The sequence below is a fragment of the Listeria sp. LM90SB2 genome (genome assembly GCF_028867355.1).
GTDB classification, from domain to species: Bacteria; Bacillota; Bacilli; order Lactobacillales; family Listeriaceae; genus Listeria; species Listeria monocytogenes_B.
The window spans coordinates 146,625-168,609 of record NZ_CP046449.1 but is presented as its reverse complement, the minus strand read 5'-3'; the positions used below and the strand labels follow the sequence as shown (position 1 = coordinate 168,609).

At 37.5% G+C, this 21,985-nt stretch carries 21 protein-coding genes and 1 pseudogene; 3 read left to right on the top strand and 19 right to left on the bottom strand.

What is annotated here, in order from left to right:
• Position 1: 1 nt before the first annotated feature.
• Positions 2-994, bottom strand: coding sequence for a DNA polymerase III subunit delta' (gene holB, locus GL301_RS00850; protein WP_003728187.1), 993 nt, complete (start codon positions 992-994; stop codon positions 2-4).
• Between the two features lie 216 nt (positions 995-1,210).
• Here holB and GL301_RS00845 point away from each other — a divergent pair, with 216 nt between their 5' ends.
• Positions 1,211-2,047 (top strand): STAS domain-containing protein, encoded by an 837-nt coding sequence (locus GL301_RS00845; RefSeq protein ID WP_003725484.1) that lies wholly within the window; start codon positions 1,211-1,213, stop codon positions 2,045-2,047.
• Between the two features lie 42 nt (positions 2,048-2,089).
• Here GL301_RS00845 and GL301_RS00840 read toward each other — a convergent pair whose 3' ends face one another.
• From GL301_RS00840 to GL301_RS00825, 4 genes are all read right to left on the bottom strand, one after another.
• Entirely contained in the window at positions 2,090-3,841 is a 1,752-nt protein-coding gene (locus GL301_RS00840) for a SpaA isopeptide-forming pilin-related protein (RefSeq protein ID WP_003728190.1), read from the bottom strand.
• 190 nt (positions 3,842-4,031) lie between these two features.
• Complete coding sequence (locus GL301_RS00835; RefSeq protein WP_010958677.1) at positions 4,032-6,101, bottom strand: SpaA isopeptide-forming pilin-related protein; 2,070 nt, start codon at positions 6,099-6,101, stop codon at positions 4,032-4,034.
• Positions 6,102-6,385: 284 nt separating this feature from the next.
• Positions 6,386-7,198, bottom strand: a complete 813-nt coding sequence (gene yidA / locus GL301_RS00830; protein WP_021496244.1) for a sugar-phosphatase — start codon at positions 7,196-7,198, stop codon at positions 6,386-6,388.
• 44 nt (positions 7,199-7,242) lie between these two features.
• Positions 7,243-9,582: an ATP-dependent DNA helicase gene (locus tag GL301_RS00825; RefSeq protein WP_003725480.1), complete on the bottom strand. Its 2,340-nt coding sequence runs from the start codon at positions 9,580-9,582 to the stop codon at positions 7,243-7,245.
• A gap of 277 nt (positions 9,583-9,859) precedes the next feature.
• Between GL301_RS00825 and GL301_RS00820 the strand changes: the two genes are divergently transcribed.
• Entirely contained in the window at positions 9,860-10,540 is a 681-nt protein-coding gene (locus GL301_RS00820; RefSeq protein WP_003725479.1) for a Crp/Fnr family transcriptional regulator, read from the top strand.
• Between the two features lie 3 nt (positions 10,541-10,543).
• On the opposite strand, the gene GL301_RS00815 is transcribed toward GL301_RS00820, so the two are convergent.
• Genes GL301_RS00815 through GL301_RS00805 form a run of 3 tightly spaced genes read right to left on the bottom strand, consistent with a single transcriptional unit; the run spans position 10,544 to position 12,957 of the window.
• Positions 10,544-11,350: a metal ABC transporter permease gene (locus GL301_RS00815; protein WP_003725478.1), complete on the bottom strand. Its 807-nt coding sequence runs from the start codon at positions 11,348-11,350 to the stop codon at positions 10,544-10,546.
• Positions 11,299-12,003, bottom strand: coding sequence for a metal ABC transporter ATP-binding protein (locus GL301_RS00810; protein WP_003725477.1), 705 nt, complete (start codon positions 12,001-12,003; stop codon positions 11,299-11,301). The genes GL301_RS00815 and GL301_RS00810 overlap by 52 nt, the downstream gene beginning before the upstream one ends.
• A gap of 12 nt (positions 12,004-12,015) precedes the next feature.
• Positions 12,016-12,957, bottom strand: coding sequence for a metal ABC transporter substrate-binding protein (locus tag GL301_RS00805; RefSeq protein ID WP_003740369.1), 942 nt, complete (start codon positions 12,955-12,957; stop codon positions 12,016-12,018).
• Between the two features lie 222 nt (positions 12,958-13,179).
• On the opposite strand from GL301_RS00805, the gene GL301_RS00800 reads away from it, so the two are divergent.
• Positions 13,180-14,835, top strand: a complete 1,656-nt coding sequence (locus tag GL301_RS00800; protein WP_003728196.1) for a peptide ABC transporter substrate-binding protein — start codon at positions 13,180-13,182, stop codon at positions 14,833-14,835.
• A gap of 132 nt (positions 14,836-14,967) precedes the next feature.
• Here GL301_RS00800 and GL301_RS00795 read toward each other — a convergent pair whose 3' ends face one another.
• The 11 genes and pseudogenes from GL301_RS00795 to GL301_RS00745 all read right to left on the bottom strand — a co-directional run bounded on the left by GL301_RS00795 (position 14,968) and on the right by GL301_RS00745 (position 21,964).
• Positions 14,968-15,279: a hypothetical protein gene (locus GL301_RS00795; protein ID WP_003728197.1), complete on the bottom strand. Its 312-nt coding sequence runs from the start codon at positions 15,277-15,279 to the stop codon at positions 14,968-14,970.
• Between the two features lie 43 nt (positions 15,280-15,322).
• Entirely contained in the window at positions 15,323-15,694 is a 372-nt protein-coding gene (gene cdiI / locus GL301_RS00790) for a ribonuclease toxin immunity protein CdiI (protein WP_003734702.1), read from the bottom strand.
• A gap of 839 nt (positions 15,695-16,533) precedes the next feature.
• Positions 16,534-16,767, bottom strand: coding sequence for an Imm74 family immunity protein (locus tag GL301_RS00785; protein WP_003728200.1), 234 nt, complete (start codon positions 16,765-16,767; stop codon positions 16,534-16,536).
• 5 nt (positions 16,768-16,772) lie between these two features.
• Entirely contained in the window at positions 16,773-17,009 is a 237-nt protein-coding gene (locus GL301_RS00780; protein ID WP_003726469.1) for a hypothetical protein, read from the bottom strand.
• Positions 17,010-17,240: 231 nt separating this feature from the next.
• A complete protein-coding gene (locus GL301_RS00775) occupies positions 17,241-17,684 on the bottom strand; it encodes a hypothetical protein (protein WP_003726468.1) in 444 nt (147 codons plus the stop codon).
• Positions 17,685-17,704: 20 nt separating this feature from the next.
• A complete protein-coding gene (locus GL301_RS00770; RefSeq protein WP_003726467.1) occupies positions 17,705-17,947 on the bottom strand; it encodes a DUF1871 family protein in 243 nt (80 codons plus the stop codon).
• A gap of 9 nt (positions 17,948-17,956) precedes the next feature.
• A pseudogene (locus GL301_RS00765) lies at positions 17,957-19,260 on the bottom strand (T7SS effector LXG polymorphic toxin).
• On the bottom strand, positions 19,257-19,625 hold the full coding sequence (locus GL301_RS00760) for a DNA double-strand break repair Rad50 ATPase (RefSeq protein WP_274758822.1): 369 nt from the start codon (positions 19,623-19,625) through the stop codon (positions 19,257-19,259). Before GL301_RS00760 ends, GL301_RS00765 begins: the two are co-directional and overlap by 4 nt.
• Positions 19,626-19,910, bottom strand: a complete 285-nt coding sequence (locus GL301_RS00755) for a DUF3130 domain-containing protein (protein WP_003726462.1) — start codon at positions 19,908-19,910, stop codon at positions 19,626-19,628.
• Between the two features lie 199 nt (positions 19,911-20,109).
• Positions 20,110-21,003: an ABC transporter permease gene (locus tag GL301_RS00750; protein ID WP_003724035.1), complete on the bottom strand. Its 894-nt coding sequence runs from the start codon at positions 21,001-21,003 to the stop codon at positions 20,110-20,112.
• Between the two features lie 10 nt (positions 21,004-21,013).
• A complete protein-coding gene (locus GL301_RS00745; protein ID WP_003724034.1) occupies positions 21,014-21,964 on the bottom strand; it encodes an ABC transporter permease in 951 nt (316 codons plus the stop codon).
• Positions 21,965-21,985 lie beyond the last annotated feature (21 nt).

Here is a 21,985-nt window from a genome sequence, read left to right as displayed (position 1 = left end):
ATTACCTCCCTTGGATTTCCAGAACTAACTGCTCCATTAGAAGTTGCGTGTTCATATTGGAATCCAGTTTTGATTTCGCAGCGAGAATCTTCTCGATTTCCCCTGTGGTTTCGGACAGTGATTTACGCAGCGCATCTTGTCCGAGCATTTCTTTTTGCGCAGTACAAATAGGTTCGTAGTTCTCGTCAAGTGTAAGGTGTAGCCGGTCGCGGTACAGCAGTAACAATAATTCGAGCCCAAGCGCCATCTTATCTTTCTCTTTAAAAAGTGGCATCCATGATTCTTGAATGATAATTAATGGGCTGGTTCCTTGATGGTGAATTCCTTCATATAACTTGATGACAACATTTCTTGCCTCACTAAACCACTCACTCTCTTCAAAAGCCTTCGCTTCTTCCACACTCCCAGTAATGCTAGCATAAATCCGCGCTTTTTGTTCGGAAATGCCTGCTGCTGTTAGTGATGCGAGTAAACTATCAAAAGTCAGTGATTTGAATGTGACAGGTTGCAGTCTTGATTGAATCGTTGGCAAAATTTGCCCGGGGTTTGTTGTTAAAAATAATAATAACAAACCGCCTTCTGGTTCTTCTATAAATTTCAGCAGACTATTGGCTGATTGAACAGTCATTTTTTCTGCATCGTAAATGATAACTACTTTTTGATCCGATTCCATTCCGCGTTTACTAAGTTCTTGCTTCAGCGCGCGAACCTGATCAATCTTAATACTAGCTCCATCTGGCTCTAGCAAATGAACATCCGGATGATTATGACTTGCTATTCTCGTGCAATTGGCACACTTCCCACAAGCAAGCTCGGTTTCAGTGCTTTCTAAACAAAAAAGACTCTGAGCTAACCAAAGTGCTGTGCGTTTCTTACCTGTACCTCTTGCTCCTTCGAATAAATAGCCGTGAGATAATCGATTTTCGCGGACACTTTTTGAAAAAATCTTCATGACCACTGGTTGCATCACTGTAAGTTCATCCTGTAATCCCACAAAAAACTTCCTTTCTATCCATATTGTAATATTATACCATGACCAAGCTTAAATAGCTTCGGAATTTTAACAAAAAAATAACGTTGGATTGGTTAACTAATATTACAATTTCAATAAATTAGTTATTTTTCTAAAATTTAATTGGACAGTACAACGTTTTGAGCATAGAATAAAGAAAAGTAGTTATTATACTTAGACTTAAAGGGGTTGTCTGGTATGAATGAATCGAATGGAAGTATGGAGCTATATTTAAGAGAACATACCGAAGAAATTATTAATAAGTGGCTATCCAAAATTTATGAAAACGAAAACACGTATACTAGTTTTGTTTACTCGCCGCGTTACAAAGATGAACTGCGCGCTGACAGTGAACAAACAGCGGACTTAATCATTTCTTATTTCGCTGGTAAAAAAGCATTTTTTGAGAAACTCGACAAATGGCTGGATAACATGTACGCGCGTCGCATGGAAAATGAAGTACCATTACCTGAAGTTATTACCACCCTTGATAAACTACGCCGTGAATTTGTTTCTGCTGTTGGTGATTTTTGTATTCATAATGATGAAGTGTCTAAATGTGATTTCTCATCAAGTCTGTCCATGGTTAATCACGGGTTTGACCGGATAAACGAAGCCTTCTCCGCCATGTATTACAATGATATCGTCAAACATTTAGAACAACAACATCGTTTAATAGAAGAAATTAGCACACCCGTCATTTCTATCACGGACAAATTAGCGATCCTTCCTTTGATGGGGAGCGTCGACCGTGAAAGAGCAGAAAAGTTATCCGAAATCACGGCAAACAAATGCGTACACTTAGGCGTGGAACAATTGTGTATTGATTTATCAGGAATTACTTATTTTGATGATGCACTTGGAGAAATGCTTACCAACTTAGTGACGATGCTTAAACTTCTTGGTGTCGAGGCATTTATTTCTGGCATCCAACCAAAAATGGCACAACAAATTAATCGTGTTGAATTAAACTTATCTATTCCTGCCTATCATTCGTTAAAGGCTGTCTTACAAGATCAAACTAGAACTATATAAGAAAAACCGTAAGCGATTGTATTATCGCTTACGGTTTTTTGATTATTTTCTTCTAAGTGCAATTAATCCACTCGCTGAAATGGCTACGAGCAGTATTCCCCAACCATTAACAAGTGGTGTATCCCCTGTTTTTGGTAAAGTCGTCCGTTTGCTATCTGCGCTTATTATTTTATCTGGTTGTTCTGGTTTATCCGGTTTATCCGGTTTATCCGGTTGTTCTGGTGTTTTTGGTGGTACTGGTACTTTTGGTATTTCTGGTTTTTTCGTGTTCTCTTTTGTTACGGTTACGTTTAGTGCCTCTGTGCTGATTTTAAATTTGACTGGAGTAGCATCTAAAATATAGCCTGTTGGCGCTTTTGTTTCGACAAATTGATACTCGCCTGGAAGTAAATCCGTCACCGTTAGTTTGCCCATTTTGTCTGTTTTAAGGTTTGGTTGTAGTGTGTTGCCATCTTTATCTTGTAGTTCAAATTCGGCATCAGCTAGTAGGTTTTGTGTGTCGTGGTCGACTTTCTCTAGTGAAACGGATCCTTTGATGGCAGAGTTTTCTTTGGATAGAAATAATGATTGGTGCGCGTCATCAATTGTAAATTCTACTGGAGACGCATCAAGCACATATCCTTGTGGAGCTTTTGTTTCGATTAGCTGGTATGTATCATATTTCAGATTTGAAATAGTTAGTTTACCATCGATATTAGTTTTTAGTCCTGTTTGGACTATCGTTCCTGCTCCGTTGACTAATTTAAACTCGGCACCTTCTAATGGATTTTTTTGAGACGAATCATCTGTTTTCGTTAATTCAACAGATCCGGTTGTCCCTTCTCCACCTCCGCCACCACCTGATGTTGGTGTCGCGACTTCGATTTCTTGCTTGATAAAGTTATCTCCTGTCAATTGCCCTTTATTTGTGTAGTTAGGTGATGCTCCGTTATCGGTAGAAGTTGTATAGTATGAAATTTTGACAGAATCTGTTAAATTTCCTAGGTCGACTTTGAATCCTTCCGTTGTTTGAGTAATTGCCGATGATGGTACCTCGGCTCCTGGCGTGAAGTTATCATCCGGATCAAATTCACCGTGGAATGCTTTGATAGAATTAAAATCAACGACTTGTTTTGGTCCAATAAAATCTTCATAAACGGCATTTTGAATGTTTTGTTTCGAATAGTTAACTCGAACGACCCATTGGATAAGCTCAGGATGTTCAGCATTAGCCCAGCCGTATTTATATAAACTTTCATCCGGGTCAATTTGATTTTTACCACCAACGCCCACGTCAATTGTTTCTGTGGTACCATTTACTGGAAATTCAACTGGAACATTTTCATTTCCTTCTACTAATGATTTATCCCAATTAGTCCAAAAATCGAGATATCCACTAATATTGGAATTTTTTTCAACAAAGTCTGTAAATGTAATAACTACTTGCCCAGTCGATTTTTTAGCAATCACGTGACCTACCGTGTTGCCATCGTGATCTTTCAAAGAAAAGTCTAAATCTGTAACTATCTTCAGCTCTGGAGGTAACACAAATTCCATTGTGTCGCCTTCCTTCACATTAGTTGAATTGGGGATTTCCCAAGTATAGTGAACCTTGATGCTGTCGTAATAACCGAAGTCCGTTTGAGGATTGCCATCTGCGTCTAATAATTCCACAGTTTTCAAAAAATCGGAGCCATAATTAGTTGCTGCTTTAACAAAGTTAGTCTGAAATAAAACGTTTACAAGCAAGATAACGCTAAGAAAGGCTAATCCGAATTTCTTTAGATTAGACGTCATTGTCGTGCGTTTCTTCATAAAAACCATCCTTTTTTAATTAATTTCAATCATAATATATTGCTAATTCATAGTGATTATACATTATTTTTTCTAAAAATCGGTTCTCCTTCACAAAAAAAGCCTTCTAATTGTGAACATTTTGTGACAATTGCAATTCTTAAACAACCTAATTAAAACAGGCTTAGATAATTATCTAAGCCTGTTTTTTCTATTTTCGTTTCAGCAGAAGACCACTTAATGACAAGGCTATTAGGATTACTCCTAAGCCAGCAAAACTATTTGTATCTCCTGTTTTAGGAAGACTTTTAGTTATTCTTATCTGGGTCGTTTTTGGACTATCCTCGCTGTTTTCTGATTTCTTAGGCGTAACTGGTACTGCTGGTTTTGTTGGTGGCACAGTTGGTTCGTATGGTACTGGTGGTAACGGAGTAGGCGGTATTGGTGTTGGTGGTACTGGTGTTGGCGGTACTAATGTGTTTTCTTTTGTTACTTTTACCGGCTGGTCAGTCTCACCAGCGATGATTTCAAAAACAACTGGCGTCGTATCAAGTTCATATCCAATTGGGGCTTTTGTTTCGACAAATTGGTATGTTCCTGGTACTAAATCAGTTACGTTTAAAACGCCATTTTCATCCGTAGTTAAACCAGTTTGTAATGTGTTTCCTTCTTTATTTTGTAATTCGAATGTTGCTCCGGCTAGGGTTGCTTTGGTTGCTGAGTCTAGCTTTGTTAGTTCCACGGAGCCAACTTCTAGTGTGTTTTCTTTTGTTACTTTTACTATTTGATCTGTCTCGCTTGCGATGATTTCAAAACTTACTGGACTGTTGTCTAACTTGTAGCCTGTTGGAGCACTTGTTTCGATAAATTGGTAACTGCCGGGTACTAAATCAGTTACTTTTAGAACGCCATTTTCATCTGTAGTTAAACCAGTTTGTAATGTGTTTCCTTCTTTATCTTGTAATTCGAATGTTGCTCCGGCTAGGGTTGCTTTGGTTGCTGAGTCTAGCTTTGTTAGTTCCACGGAGCCTGTGTTAAGCGTATTTTCTTTTGTCACGGTAATTGCTTGATTATTTTCACCAATAGTAAATTCAACTGGTGTTGTATCAAGTTTGTAGCCTGTCGGGGCTTTTGTTTCTATTAATTGGTAGGTGTCAAATTTCAGATCAGCAATGCTAAGTTGTCCGCTCGCATTTGTTGTAATGTTTTCTTGTAGCACAGTGCCTTTTGAATCCACCAACTTGAATTCCGCACCTTCGAGGGTTGCTTTTGTTTTCGCATCTTCTTTCGTGAGTGTTACTGAACCGGTTGTCCCGCCGCCTTCACCGCCTCCGCCTGATGCAGGTGTCCAAGTGGACGTTTGCTTGGGTACAAAATCAGTTCCGGCTAGTTTAGCGGTATTATCGTACTGGGTAGACTTCCCGCCATCTGTTGCGGTTGTTGTATAAGAAATTTGCACAGAATCCGTTAAATCTCCTAGTGCTACACTAAACCCGTCACTTGTTGCGGAAAAATTGGTGCTGGAAATAGCCGCGCCTGCTGTAAATATCCGATCTGCGGAATAAGTTCCATGAAAAGCTTTGATAGAATCAAAATTTAATGTTTGTTTTGAGCCGATGATATCCGTGAAAACGGCATTTGGAATGTTCACTTTGGCGTAGTTCACTCGAATAACCCAATGAATCAGACTTGGATTACTAGCATCCACCCAACCATATTTGAAAAGCGTTTCTGTCGGGCTAACTGGGGTTTTCTCACCAACTTTTACATCTATTTGCGTCGTTCCATTTTCAAGAGGAAATTCTAAATCAACTGTTTCATTTCCAGTAATTACTTTTTGGTTAAAAGTGGTCCAGAAATCCAGTTCTCCTTTAATATCGGAATGTTTTTCTACATAATCACTGAAAACGAGGGTAACTTGATTGGTTGCCCTTTTTACAGTGGCCGTTCCAACTACTTGACCATTACTATCTTTCACGTCAAAAGCGAGATCAGTTGCGAGCGCCAATTGGCTTGGCAGTGTGAAATCCATTGTGTCTCCAGCTTTTACGTTTGTTGAATTCGGAATAGACCATGTGTAGTGCACATCCATATTGTCATAGTAGCCAAAATCTGTTTGCGGCACACCGTCTTTGTCTAAGAGTTCTACTGTGTTTAAAAACTGAGAACCATAACTCGTTGCCGCTTTCACAACTGTTGTTTGGAAGATTGTGCTAGCGACGATTAAAATACTTAAGAAAGCTAACCCAACTTTTTTTAAAAAGTTTCCGTTTTTACTCATTACAAATTCATCCTTTACTAATGAAGTTTTGTTATTATCACATATCATATGACAATTGAGTAACTCCAAGCTATATCACTTTTCGGAAGTACTGCTCCTAAAACACCCACTTTATGAACTTTTAGTGACTTTTTTTAGGGCTATTTATCATAAAGTACTTAATTGAACAAAAAAGCCGAAACTCCTTTATAGAAAGTTTCGGCTTTTTATAGTGACTCGCATGCTTTTTAAATCTCCATTTACACTGTTTGACAATATTCTGTTTTTACTACTATTCACTATTTTTAGCGGTCCAGAATGAGCATTTGTATAGCCTGTGCCACACCATCTTCATTATTAGTAGTTGTTGTATAGTTAGCGATTTCTTTAATATGCTCTGTCGCATTACCCATTGCAACTCCCATACCAGCATACTCAATCATGGTAATATCATTTTCTTGGTCACCAATACTCATGACTTCACTTTGAGACACCCCAAGTTTTTCTGCTAAACTAGCGAGCGCTGATCCTTTATTTACGCCTTTTTGCAAGAACTCTAGGTTATAAGGAACACTCCGGACAACGTAAAATTTTTCTTTGATACTCTCTGGTAATTTTTTTATAACATCGGTAATTTTTTCAGGTGAGTCTAATAGCATAACCTTGGAAACATGAATAGATTCAGGCGTTTCTTCTACAGGTAAATGATATAGTGGCGTACCAAGTAGCAGGGAATCTTGACAAGTGATTTCTGTGATTTTCCGGCTTGGTACATACATGTTTTTCCCATCAAAATAAGTGACGTTAACATTTTCCGCGTGACAAAATGCATAAATTTCTTCTAGTTCAGTTTTATTTAAGGTTATATCTGCTAATGTTTTTTCTGAAGCTGTTTCTAACACGACCGCCCCATTAAACGTAATTGCGTAATCCCCTTCATCTAAAAGATCTAGTTCAATTAAGCTTTTTTTAATTCCTGCAAGTGGACGGCCTGTACATAATACTACTTTTACCCCTTTTGCTTTCGCAGCTTTAATAGAGTCACGCACGGCTAGTGTGATTTCGTGTGCGTCGTTTAATAAAGTGCCATCAATATCTATCGCGATAATTTTATACATAATTTCCTCCCAAAATGACTAATTACTTCTATTCTACTAGAAAATTAGCTATTCCGCCAAAATCCGGCCACTTCTCGGGAGATATCGTCTGTGCTCTTCACTGTTTTCGCATGATTCCAGTGCGTAGGGAACAACGCTCGGTAACGATCGGCAGAAAATCGTTCTTCTATTAACAACACTACGCCACGATCTGATTCTCCTCGAATAACCCGGCCAACTGCTTGAAGCACCTTATTCATTCCTGGTATCTGATATGCATAATCAAATCCCCGACCAATCGTTTCATTATAATAATCTTTAATTAAATCAGATTCGTGATTCAATTGCGCAAGTCCTACACCAACGACAGCCGCACCGACTAATCGGTTCCCGCGAAGATCTACCCCTTCTGAAAAAACGCCTCCTAAAACGCAAAAGCCAATCAAGGTTTCTACATTCTCTGCATGAAAATCTTCTAAAAAATGCTCTCGCTGCTTTTCATCCATAGCAGTCTCTTGTTTTTGCAACCTGATGTTAGGATATTTTTCTTTAAATAAATCATATACCTTTTGTAAATATAGAAATGATGGAAAGAAAAATATATAGTTGCCGTTTTTCCCAGAGACGAGAGCATAGAGAGCATCTACGACAGCTTCCATACTATTTTCACGCATTTGGTATTTCGTACTAATATAATCCGCTACTAGTAAATGCATGTTTTTTTGTTTAAATGGCGAAGAAAAGATCATTCTACTAGTGTCTTCTTGACCACCAAGTACATTTGTATAGTAATCTATTGGTCGAAGCGTTGCTGAAAAAAGCACCGAACTGCTTCCGAGTTTTAGCCTCTCTGATAATAAGAACGCCGGATCCAAACATAGTTGTTTTATTTCTAAATCCCTGTGATTTCTCGTAACTTGTGTGACGTAACGCTCATCATAAAACTCCGCAATGGCAGTATATCTTAAACTTTCAAAATAAAGGTCCAACACATCCACTTGTAATTCTGACTGAGTATTTTGCGGCAACCATTCCTTCGCTACAAAGGTGAATTTTAACACAGCTGCATTCCAATCAACGAGTTCACTTTTTTGGACATAAGTCGTTTTTTCTAAGTCCTTTAGTTTTTTGTTAAGCACAATCATTTCTTTATTCATCACATTTATTGCATTTAGCAATCGTTTGTTCTTTTTTGAATCTAGTCCCCGTTTGACTTGCATAACTGTTGATTTTTTTAATGTCGCCGAATACATCGAGCGCGCACGGTCTACTAAATTATGCACTTCATCTACAAGAAAAGTATATTTTCCCGGTCCTTCTGCAAAAAAGCGTTTTAAGTAAACTACTGGGTCGAATAAATAATTATAATCACAAACTATTACATCACAAAAAAGAGCCACATCCAGCGATAATTCAAATGGACAAAGTGTGTATTTCCGGGCATAACCCTCAACAACTTGACGGGTAATCGCTTCTTCGGATTGCAACATATCAAACAACGCTTCGTTCAAACGATCATAATAACCACGCGCAAATTGGCAATGATCTGGTTCACATTTCCGCTCGTCTAAAAAACATATCTTATCCTTCGCAGTTATTGTAACACTCCTTGCAGCCAGTCCTTTACGACGCATCTCATCTAGTGCATCTTCGGCAACTTGTCGCGTGATTGTTTTTGCAGTAAAGTAAAATAATTTATCCGTTTTCCCTTCACCCATAGCTTTAATACCGGGAAACAAGGTCGACATTGTTTTGCCGATACCTGTGGGTGCTTCACAAAACAAACTTTCTTCTGAAGATATTGTTCGGTACACCGCAATGGCGAGCTCTCTTTGCCCACTTCGATAGTTGTCGTATGGAAACGTTAATTCTTGAATTGTTTTATTTCGTTTCATTTCCCAAGCGGCAGATGCCTTTGCCCAAATAGCATATTGGGAAAGTAAATCGTCCACAAAAACACTCAGTTCCTCGCGACTCATTACACGTTGAAATTGTTTTACTTCTTTGTCAACTACTTGATAATACGTTAATTGCAGAGTAACTTCTGCCAAATCGGACTTTTCTGCAAGCATAAATCCATAACAAATAAGTTGCGCCCAGTGAAGAGGTCGAAAATCTTCGGTAATTTCATCCATTGGCGTCTCTGTTGTTTTAATTTCATCAATCATCCGACTATTTATGATGCCATCTGCGCGTCCATCAAGCGAAAAAGCAATTCCGTCCACTATTCGTTCTAGGTTTAGCCGTACTTCTGCGGCATATTCTTCCCCAGCTTCTTTTTGGAGTAATTGATGAATTTTTGTTCCTTCTAAGGCGCGGTCTGAATTTGTCATCCGGTTATCAATACTACCGCTTCTCCGCACAAACTCTACTAAACGCCTAACTGAAATACGCACTCTCCTCATCAATAGTCCTCCTTTACAATCCAGTTGAATTATAACACAGAACCTACGTTCGTAACAATTCAATAAAAAATACTAATTTTGGACTTTTATGATAAGACATTCTAAACTCGCGCACAAGAGCGACTATACAGCACTTTTCACTAAAAAAAGACTTTTAATGATTTAAATATTTCACATTTTAGAAACATTTACACGTGAAATACTATTAGACTGCGTATAACTGTTCTTTTGCATTCTGATACAATTATGTTTACAAAAGAAGATTGGAGAAGACGTCATGCCAAAAAATTTATATAATTATCAAGAATTTATTCGTTTATCCCATGAAGGAAAAATAGCTTTTGAACAAATTGATGTACCAAAAAACGCCAGCCTATTAACAGAAAAAATCGATATAGATAACCATATTTATCTTGTAGTTGATGGATATATTGCTTTGATTTTAAATGATGGTAGCCAAAATCCCAAAATCTATTCTATTCAAGGTAAAGGAACATTTTTGAACTATTTTACATTACTCGACCGAAGTAATAATCATTTCAATTTTAAGACTCTCTCTGGATGTTCATTATATAAGTATTCGAAAGCAGATATGGAGTATTTTCTTTCAATGTTTCCCGAAAATTTCGGATTCCAATTTTTCATAATGAAAAACCAGACTACTCACATTTACTTTAAAAGCTTAATGGCAAGTAGTCCGGCTTCTGAAAAACTTAAAACGACCTTTTCGAATATGGCTTTGTTACACGGGGTTCTGAGTGATGATGACACAGTAATTCTTCCTCAAGCAATTAAAACAAGTCATCTACTTTCTTATAGTAATCTTTCGAAAAGCTGTTTTTACAAAGATTTGCAGCATCTCAAAACAACCAATCAGATTGAAAAGAAAGAAAAAAGTTGGATTATTCATGACCAAGAGCTTTATGCAATGATACAAAATGGTCAAACATCGTTCTAAAAATCATTTCCGTGCCATTTTTAAAACAACGGTCGAAATAATGAAAAGAATGATAAACATTAAGGTAATTGTTGCGCCAGGTGGGGTTCCTAGTTGGTAGGAAGACACAAGGCCGGAAAACATTCCGACTAAGCCAATCAGAATTGCACTAATAACACACATCAGGAACCCTTTTGAAATTCGCATACCGATTGCAGCTGGTAATATAATAAGTGCTGAAACGAGTAACGCTCCGGCTATTGGCATAATAACAGCAATCGCAATCCCAGTAACCACACTGAATAAAAGCGAAATCAAACGCACAGGGACTCCTTCTGCAACTGCAACATCTTCACTAAAAGTAAGTACAAACATAAACCTTTTAAACACTAAGAACAATACTACGATAGCTATTCCTAAAATTACCAACAGCTGCACTTGCGCCTTACTGATTGTTACAATCGAACCAAATAAGTATTGCTGCACGCTTGTTGTAATTCCACCCTGATCCAAACTCATCAACACTAACGCCACAGCAAGTCCACCAGCCATTAGTATCGCAATGGACAACTCTGAATAAGTTGCATAAACCCCGCGCAAATACTCAATCCCGAGCGCCGCAATAACTACTACAATAAGCGTTGTCACACTGGGATTCACATTTAAAACCAACCCAAAGGCCACACCTGCAAGCGACACATGCGAAAGCGTATCCGCCATAAGTGACTGTCTTCGAATAATCAAGAAAACTCCTAAAAGAGGAGCAATTATAGCAATTATCATTGATGCTTGGAAGGCTCTTTGCATAAATCCATAGAGAAACATTTCCATGACACATCCTCCTTTCTAATAAGGCGAATATGCTTATCGACAAAATCTTCCATTTCTTCACTATCGTGCGTTACCATTAAAATCGCTTTACCATGTACTTGTGCTTCATGCCTTAATAAATCATAAAAACGGATTTTACTTTGTTTATCCATTGCCGTTTGCGGTTCATCCAAAATTAATATATCTGGGTCGGTTGCAAACATTCGGGCCAGGCAAATCCGTTGTTTTTGACCACCTGATAGCTCACCGATACGTTTATGCCGATAATCCCACATTTCTACAGATTTCAATGCTTTTTCAACATGCGCATGATCTTTTGTAGTCAGCCGTTTGAACCATTTACCATTTGGAAAACGACCTGACCGTACTAGTTCGAGAACTGTACTTGGAAAACCCGCATTAAATGATGCTATTTGTTGTGGTACATAACCTGTCAAAAGTCGCCCGCCATCTGCGTTCTTTTTGGCGAAAGTAACGGAACCTTTATCGGGTTGTAAAATGCCCAAAATAATACGGAGCAGTGTTGATTTAGCTGCTCCGTTTTCTCCTGTTAGTATAATAAATTCTCCCGCACTCACTTGAAAAGAAATGTTTTCAAGCACTGGTTCGGATTCGTATTTAAAACCAATATTGGCTATATCGATGTATTTCATTTGATCGCTTCCTTATTTTATTGTTTTTTGCAAGGCTTGTAAGTTTTGTTCCATATAAGCAATATAATCCATGCCTTTTTTCTGTTCTTTATCCGTAATTCCTTCGATAGGGCTTAGTACTTCTAGTTTTGCTCCCGTTTCGTTTGCAAGTGTTTCTGCAACTTTTGGTGAAGCTACTTCTTCAAAATAAATGGTGCTGATATTATTTTCTTTCACGTATTTTTGTAATTCCGCTAATCGTGCTGGGCTTGGTTCTTGGTCAGGTGAAAGGCCGGCGATTGCCACTTGATGCAAGTCATACTCTTTTGCTAAATATTGGAAGGCTGCATGTTGGGTTACGAAATCGCGTTGTTTTGCTCCTTCAAAAGCTGTTTTAAATTTGTTGTCGAGTGTTTTTAATTTCTCTTTATATGTTTCTGCGTTCTTTTTGTATGTATCTGCATTTGTTTTATCTGCTTTTGTAAGACCGTTCTGGATATTAGTCACTTCTTGTTCGGCAAGGACTGGGCTTAGCCATACGTGAGGATCATGTTCATGGTGGTGTCCTTCTTCGTGCTCATGATCATGGTCTTCTTCTTCGGTTCCTTCTACTAGCTCGATTCCTTTACTCGCGTAAATCACGGTTAATTTTTTCGAATCTAAGCTTTTAAGTACGCTCGGCACCCAAGTTTCCATGTCTTCACTGTTATAAACGAAAACATCAGCCGCTTCGATTTTGGCAATATCCTTTGCGCTTGGCTCGTAATCATGCGGTTCTGTCCCCGCATCAATCAACATTTCAATGGAAGCATTATCTCCCGCAACATTTTTCGTAAAATCGTACATTGGATAAAAAGTTGTCACTACCTTGAGCTTGTCCTTATCTCCACTTACTTTATTGTTGCTAGCACCGCATCCGGCCAAAACTAAAACGAACGCCAACACTGTTACAACTAAAAATGACCATTTTTTCATATTACCTCTCCTTTTTCGTAATGATTACGATTTAAAACTTAAAGTTACACTATGTAAATTATGATTGCGTATCGCAAAACGTAATCATTCTTATTTGCACAAAATATCTTATCACGGGATTATTTTTGCGTCAAGCAGTTTTTTTGCCAAATCATTAACTTGACTTATCTTATCGGAATACTTATAATAACGATAAATACACAGATAGAAGGGGAGAAAACCATGCATTTTTTAAAGAAAACATTGCCTATTTTTGCCATTTTGACAGTACTTTTACTTACAGCTTGCGGAAATGACAATGAAAAATCTACGACAAAAACTTCCCCGGACAAAATTAAATTTCTTGAAACCAGTGAATTACTGACTTTAAATACGACAGCTGAGGAAGACTTTGCTAGCTTCACCGCGCAAAACCAAGTCTTCGAGGGATTATACACACTTGATCAAAAAGATAACTTTGTTCCTGGGGTTGCTGATGGAATGCCAGAAATCAGCGCTGACCAAACGAAATACACCATTAAATTAAAGAAAAATGCGAAATGGTCCGATGGTTCTCAAGTAACCGCTGATGATTTCGTCTACGCGTGGCGCCGTGCCGTTGATCCAAAAACCGCACCTGGATACTCCGCGCTCTTCAAAGATTCGATTAAAAACGCCACTGAAATCAATGAAGGCAAACTACCTGTAACTGACCTTGGTGTCGTTGCTACTGACCCAACAACGCTTGAAATCACACTAAAAAAACCAGTTCCCTACTTCATTTCACTTCTTTCTTTTGAAACATTTTTCCCACAAAAAGAAAGCTTTGTGAAAAAACAAGGCGACAAATACGGGACAGATAGTGCGCACACTTTGTACAATGGTCCTTTTGTTATGAAGGATTGGGGCGGCAACATTACGAATAAATGGACTTACGCGAAAAACGACCAATATTGGGACAAAGATAATGTCAAAGTAAATGAAATTGATGTGCAAGTCGCGAAAGATATTAATGCCGGCGTGAACCTTTATAATACAAACGAAGCTGACCGCGTGCCACTTTCAGGCGATTTTGCGAAACAATACAAAGACAAGAAAGATTTCCAAACGGAAAAAGATGCGCTCATCAGTTATTTGCGCATGAATCAAAAACGCGACGGTAAAGCGACTCCACTTGCGAACAATTCCTTGCGTCACGCGCTTAATTTAGCTGTCGATAAGAAACAATTAACGGATCGGATTCTCGGGGACGGCTCATTCCCGGCGAATGGACTGCTTCCAAAAGATTTCGTCCAAAACCCAACAACGGGCGCTGATTTCCGTACAGATAGCGGCGACCATTTAGTTTATAACAAAGAAGAAGCTTTAAAATATTGGAAACAAGCACAAAAAGAACTTGGCACTGACAAAGTAACAATCGAACTTCTCGGCGATGACCAAGAAACAACGAAAACCATTTTCGCTTATTTGAAAGCGCAGTTTGAAGATAATTTGCCTGGTGTGACGATTAAAGTGAAAAATATGCCTTCGAAGAGCGCGACACAGCTAACTTCTGATGGTAATTATGACTTGTCACTGGCTGCTTGGATGCCTGATTTTAAAGATCCGTGGACGTATAGCAGCTTATTCTTATCCGATTACTTTAATAACCATATGAGTTACAACAGCCCCGCTTATGATAAACTTGTAAAATCAACTGATACAACACTTGCGACGAAGCCTGAAGAACGTTGGAATGCGTTCGTAGCTTCTGAGAAAGTTCTGCTTGATGATGACGCGGCGATCTTACCACTTTATCAACATCAAACAGCAGTGTTGCAACGTACGGATATTACCGGCGTGCAGAAACATGCTTTTGGTTCGCCTTATAGTTATAAGTTTATTCGGGTGGAGAAGTAATTCGCCAGTTTGGAAAAAGCCAGCAATTTTAAAAATTGCTGGCTTTTTGATTTATAAATTCTATCTTTGCAAGTAAGCGTGTATCTTATTTACTAACGACACCAATCAGATAATAGAAGAATACCTTTTTATTTAATTTTCAATGTAACCTTCAGCATCATCAATAAAAAATGTTAATTTCAAATCAGGAATTTTTTTATCTAGTTCTCTTAAACAAGAAATAAATTTCCTGCTTTGTATTTTTTCGGAAACATCATCAAAAACCGAACTAATTAACAATACATCTTCCTTTGAACAATTCTTTAAATAATTGATAGTTTCATCTTCGCTCATAGATAAAATATTGGTTAGTTCTGCCCAATTTCTTTCAAGTCCAAAGTCATCTTCTTCATGTATGCTTCTTCGTTGTTCTAAATTCTCTTTAATTTGATTAGATATATTCATAATGTCCTCCCATTTACATATTTATTTTATGTAATTAAGATATCTATATTGAATATAATTCTTGATATTTTTTTAACTCATTATCTACGAGTAATTTTTTTGCGGGGTAGGATTCCACATACCTGTTACATATAATATTCAAATAATAATAAAATTGTTTATAGTCAATCACTATTTCACTTCCAGAGTATAATCCAAACTCTACTCCGCCAAATCCTTCCCCCTGAGCAATATCATATTCATCTAAGTCTCCCGGAAAAAGACATGTACCCGATTCCACTCCAAATCCCTCTCCTTTTGAAACGGAATTTATAATTGAAATAAATTCTTCATCAGAAATTTCATCAAAAACTACTTTTACTGGGTATTGTTTTTCATTAATTAAATCGCTATTTTTGATTCTTTCATGAAACACATTATTTTTCCTCCTACTCATTCAGGATAAGTGGTTAAAAACGAATTCTTAATTGTCACTGTAGTTGTGGACATAGAATTTTTAGTTAAAGCTCTCTCATATGATACCAACCATGTAATAAGGTGCTTTTATTCTACTGCTTATCTTTCCAAAAAAGAGATATTTTTTTGATCCAATTCTTCCACAATAATATCTTTACAAACTACAGAAATTGTCATAATTGATAAATTAAGGAAAGAATCAATAAATTCTTCGTTATCTCCATGCTTTTCCAGAGAAATATCTTGCATAAAGTATCCTAATTGTCCCTAACTCATATCTCTAACTTTCATATTAGTGTCTGGAGCAAAACTGTTTTTGTACGATACCTTGTAACAATTCATAAATTTAATTATATATACTTGGTCCTCTTCTCCCTCAAATATTACATGAAATTCATCACCAAAATAGAGTGTTTACAATCAAATACTCTAGCATCCCAGTATTCTGTATCCTCAATCACTTTTTGTATCATTTCAATTTTTTTCATAGTTCCTCCTACTTTTTATATGGAATATGAGCATCTAAAACTTTCCGCTCGAAATAAACCCGAAACACTAGATTTCTAGGTTCTCCCTTATTCGTAAGATAAATTTGTTGTATTGCTAGAAAATACAACGTAGAATACAATTCCCTGTTGCCCTGTGACTTGTTTTGAACGTCTTTTCCGTTGCCCGAGGAACTCACGAAATAGCTAGTACCTTGACTTGTCCCTCGAGCCTTTTCAGCATAATATGCCCATCGTTTGCATTGATATTTGAATTTGTACTTTCAAACCTACTCTACTTCTCGCATTTCTTTTATTCAAATGAAATTTGTACTGTATTTTCATTTGTGCTCTGTTTTACCTGGTGAATAATTTCTTGCACTTCAGATTCAGAAAGCTTTTTATTTTCATATGGAGGTTCCCAATTCTTCATAGAATCTTTAAATACAACAAATTCACCTCCAACTAACATTTCTCCATCTGCTTTCACTACATATCCATTCTCTAAATCAAATTTCACCTGTGAACTATTACCTGTAATTTTCATTTCACTTACTTCCTTTCAAAAATTATTTTTTCAAGTCCTGTTTTAGGATCAATCGTTGTTATTTTCGTTACGTTAGGATTATTTTTTAATCTAGGTAACTCAACATTTTCCCAAATATTTCCTTTTCTCAAATCCGAACCAACTACTGCACGAACTTCACCAGAAACTTGTTCTGCATAAGAACCAGAAGCCAAATCCCATGCTTTCATTGACTCAGGATTATTAAAATCCCAGTCTGGCATTTCAATATTTTTATTTCCTATTGTTGATTCTAAAGTAACGCCACCTTTACTTTTAGCTATATCAGCCCCACTGGCTTTCTTGGGAGGGAAAGTTTATTGTTTTTATGTACGAAATTTATTATCCTTTCTGTTGCTAAAAAGTTTTAAATATATATTTCAAAAATGGTCAGAGATAATGAATTCATTATCTCTGACCATTTAATGACAATACTAGCTCTTTAGAATCTAAAATTATAATACTTCGTAGAATAAGGTTGCACCATGTTCAATCATACCTATAGCCTGTTTATCATCTGCAAATTCCATGCTCTTCATTGCATTAAAATACTGACTTAAAAAATTCTCAAAAGCTGAATAATCTTCTCTTCTTACAAAAAGTTTAGGAGAAATATTATCTGTAATTTCTTTTGGTAGCTTATTTCCAAAAGGAAAACCTATGATTTCTGTATCATTTTTACTAATTTCTGTTGAAATTTCATAATAATGTAACTCATATTTTAACCCACTATTTACACAAATTAGAAAAGGAGTAATCAACAATTCTAAAACTGTTTGATTTTCTTTTGAAAATAAAACCAAATTTTTAATGTTTTCTTGTGATATATAAATACTGTCATTTTCACTAAAATTATTTGGTAAGCTTTCTATTTTTCCAATTATCTCTTGTTCTTCCATCTTATTATTTCCCTCATTAATTATAGCGCTAAAATTTTTTCAGCTATTTCATCTTCGTTATTTTTAAATATTAAATTTTCTCCAAACGAATCTATGAAAATTTTTCTTATACCTTTAGCTAATACATTCATATCAATGTTATGATTTTCTTGAACAATACTAATTATTTTGTTGATTTCTTGACTATATTCATCTTTTGGAGCTAAGGGAAACAGCTCTATTGGATCCCAATCATTTATTATTTTTTCTACTTTTTCATACATAATGACACCCTACTTTCCATACAATTTTTCTATTATTTTTTCCATTCCTTCATCAAAATCTTTTTTACCCCAAGCAGTAACTAATTTGCCATCTTTGCTGACAATTGCAACACCATTTTCAGTTATAAAAGCAAATTTTTCTCCCCCATTCTGGGATAAAGCTTTTCCACGCTCCACAAAATCGTCAACTTGACTCTTAGAAAGACCACGTTGTTTCAATCTAGACATTCCATGTTCGGAGTGTTCAGACCAATTTATTTTAATATTAGGATGATTAACTAATTTACCTATTTTCCCAAAGTCCGTTCCAACTTCAACGCCATTATTTTTCTTTCTTCTGTGTAACCAATCTTTAGAAACCTTGAACTTCTTCCCTTTATAACCTCCAGCAGTATAGCGGAAAACAAGACCACTTATAATACCAAACCCTTGCGCTTTACTTATCTCTTGCCCAGTAACCGGGTCTATTCCTTCTTTCACCGATTGAATAACTGCCTGCAACAACTCGGCTTCTTCCTGTGCTTCATTGCTTTTATGTGCTAATTCCCCGTTAAGCACGGCGGCATTGTACGCGTTCGTTGCTTCTACGTCTACTATACCATTTTTCATTAACACCCACATTTGACCACGGTACGTTTTTTGATATTCGTCAAAATTGAATGTTGTTTCGTTATTTTTTAGCGCTTTTCCTAAGGCATTTTGCATCCGGGTTACGGTGGTGAAATTCAATTTGCTCATATCATAGGTGCCCGTTTTACTGTTAAACTGAATATTCGACTGGAGTTCGCGAATGGTTTGCTGAATTCCTTGGACTAAATCGGTTAAATTATCAAAAAAACCGCCATGACTTTGTTCAAAAGCCAAGTATTTTTCTAAGATATTTTCTTGTTTGTAGGCGATACTCAGCTGGGAACGGTAACTTTGCATTTGCCCTTCTGTTCCAGTATTCATTCGCTGGGCTAGTGCTTCTTTTTTCGCTTCGATGCGATCAATCATTTTCCCGAGTTCGTATAAGCCGTCCGCATCAATTCTCGCATCAGCAGAACCGTCCACTTGGGCGTGGAAATCAGCTATATATTGCGCTAATCGTTCTTCGCTTTCGTTCATTGCTTCGATTATCGCATCACATAATGGAAAATAGGTCATTTGATAGTAATTTTCGATGCATCAATCGCTTTTCCTTTTAAACTGCCGTCTTCGGTATAGTTTTTCACGGCTTTTTTGATGTCTTTAATGCTTTTTCTTCCGGCTTCATTAGCTGTATGTAGTTGGTGCGCAAAGGTTTGTATTTCTCCGATGTCAATTCGGCTCACTGTAACAACTCCTTTTGTAAATCTTGTTGTTGATTTTCTAATTGGTAGATGTTATTTTGGCAAGCGGTGATTTTTTGTTGGTGTTCTTCTTGGTTTGCTTGGATTTTTTTATGCCACTTCTGTTTTTCTTCTTCCTGTAGATCTGCCAAATAGTAGCCGAAACTTCTTGATTCTGCGCCTTGCCAAACTTCGCGTAGAAGCTCCTGCGACTCCCGTTCTTCTTGATGGACACGTGCAAAATCTTCTGCTAACCACTCTTGTTCATTTTGTTGTCGTTGTAAATCTTGCAAAAAATCTTCGGCCGCGGATTGTTCTTTTTTCAGCAGTTGCAGTTGTGTCTCCATTTGCTGGCTCTTTGCATCCATTTATTTACCTCCCAATCCCATGCCTCGTTCAAGCTCTTGGTCTTTGCGAGTAAATGATACGCCTAATTCTTTCAATCTTTTGGCATCCGTTCCTACCACACCTTGAAAATTGTCCACCGCGTCTACCAAGTCAAACAATGCTGTTCGAAAATGGTTGATGGAATTGGCTTGACTGTAAGCCATATTGCCACCTTTCATTGGTAAATATTCGGTTGATTTACCTTTTGATTCTAACTTTGTCGCGTGTTTTTTTAATGTTGCTTCTTTAACTTTTATTTCACTCATTTCTGCGCCTCATCTCTGTCTATAATAATGAAACCTTATCCTTAATTATAGCACCGCACGCATTCTCGTTTTGTGAGCGTTTTGTGAATTTATGCCTTGGAAATTGGCTAAAACACGTTTTTTACGTTTCTATTTTAAGTACCTTTTCTTTAAAAAACAAAAAAACACTTTGACTGAAAAAATCAAAGTGTTTTTACATTTAATATCTACGTGATAACCCTTTTCTCAGTACATCGCCAAGGACGTTGAATGAAAGGATGGTCATTAAAATTAGTAATCCAGGGAAAAGCGCCAAGTATGTTGCTTCGCCGACGTAACCTTGCGCATTGTTCAGCATGCTGCCCCACGAAGCGTTAGGCTGTTGAACGCCTAAGCCAAGGAAACTTAGTGCTGACTCGGTTAAAATGGCTGTAGCGACGTTTAATGAAGCTGCAACGACGATGGATGGCATCGCATTTGGAATAATGTGCTTGAACATGATGTGGAAAAATCCGCCACCTGATGACTTGGAGTATAAAATGAATTCACGTTCTTTTAATGTTAACGTCTCCGCTCGAACTATCCGCGCCACTTCCATCCAAGAAAGCAATCCGATAATGATAATAATGTTCGAAATTCCCGGTTTTAAGTATGCATTTAAAATCATTAGTAGGAAAAATGACGGAATCGACATGAAAATATCAAGAAAACGCATCACCATATTGTCAATGAATCCACCAAAGTAGCCACTAACTGTCCCAGCAAGCGTTCCAACGACAACGGCAATCATCATCGCAAATACACCGACAAGTAGTGAAACCCGGCCACCGTACAAGACACGCGTCAAGTAATCCCGACCATGGTCATCCGTCCCAAACCAGTGCGACGAATTTGGCGGCATCAGTTTGTCCTGAACGGAAAGAGCATTAGGGTCATAAGGCGAAAGGAACGCGAAAATACAAGCCACCGTAATAAGTATTAGCACACTCGTCGCAAAAACAGCTCGGCGGTCAGCAAGCATAAAACGCCAAAAACTACGCTCTCGTGTTGCGTGAACAACTTCTGCATCCCGCTCGAAATCTTGCATTGTTTTTTTCGAAAAATCTAATCGCATCATGAACTCCTCACCCCATTTCCCTAATCCGCGGATCGACAATCATATAAGCTAAATCGGCCAGCAAGTTTCCGATAATTAATAACAGCGCTGAAAATAGCGTAATCGCCATAATAACTGGATAATCTAATTGGAAAATCGCGTTAATTCCAAGCGAGCCCATGCCCGGCCATGAAAAAATACTTTCGGTAATAAAAGCGCCTGTAATGACTTGCGGAAGTGACATCCCAAGTAGTGTTATAACTGGTAGCAAGGAATTTTTCAAGACATGATGCCCCATAATTTGCACTTTGGATAGACCTTTCGCATAACCAAACAAAACATATTCTTCTTTTAATTGGTTGATGGTATTCGAGCGTACGTAACGATAATATGCCGCACACCCTTGGAAAGTCAGCGTTATAACTGGTAAAATCGCATGCTCCGCCATATCCCAAAAAGAGTCGACCCCAATCGTTCGCATCCCTAGACTTGGAAGCCAACCTAGCTGAATCGAAAATACATCTATTAAAATCATCCCAAACCAAAAAATCGGAATCGAAATCCCAATATATGAAATCCCGTTTAATACTTTATCAATCCACGTATTTTCGTAATTCGCCGCAACTAAACCAAGTGGAATCGATAATAATAGCGTCAGAACAAGCGAAGTTCCCACCAAACCAAGTGTCGCCGGAATTCTCTCTAAAATTTGTTGCAAAACTGGCTGGCTATTCACAATCGAATAACCAAGATTTCCTTGCAACAAGTTTCCAAGCCAAATAAAGTACTGCACATAAATTGGTTGATCAAGTCCTAAACTTTGTCTAATTCGTTCCACATCGTCAGGATTCATATCAGGCGTAACAAAAGAATTCACGGGATCCCCGGGCGCTAATTTTATAAGTGCAAACGAAATAATCGAGATAATAAATAGCATCGGAATAATTTGCAATACGCGTTTTATGATTGTTTTTAGCATAATTTATCTCCTATCTAAAAC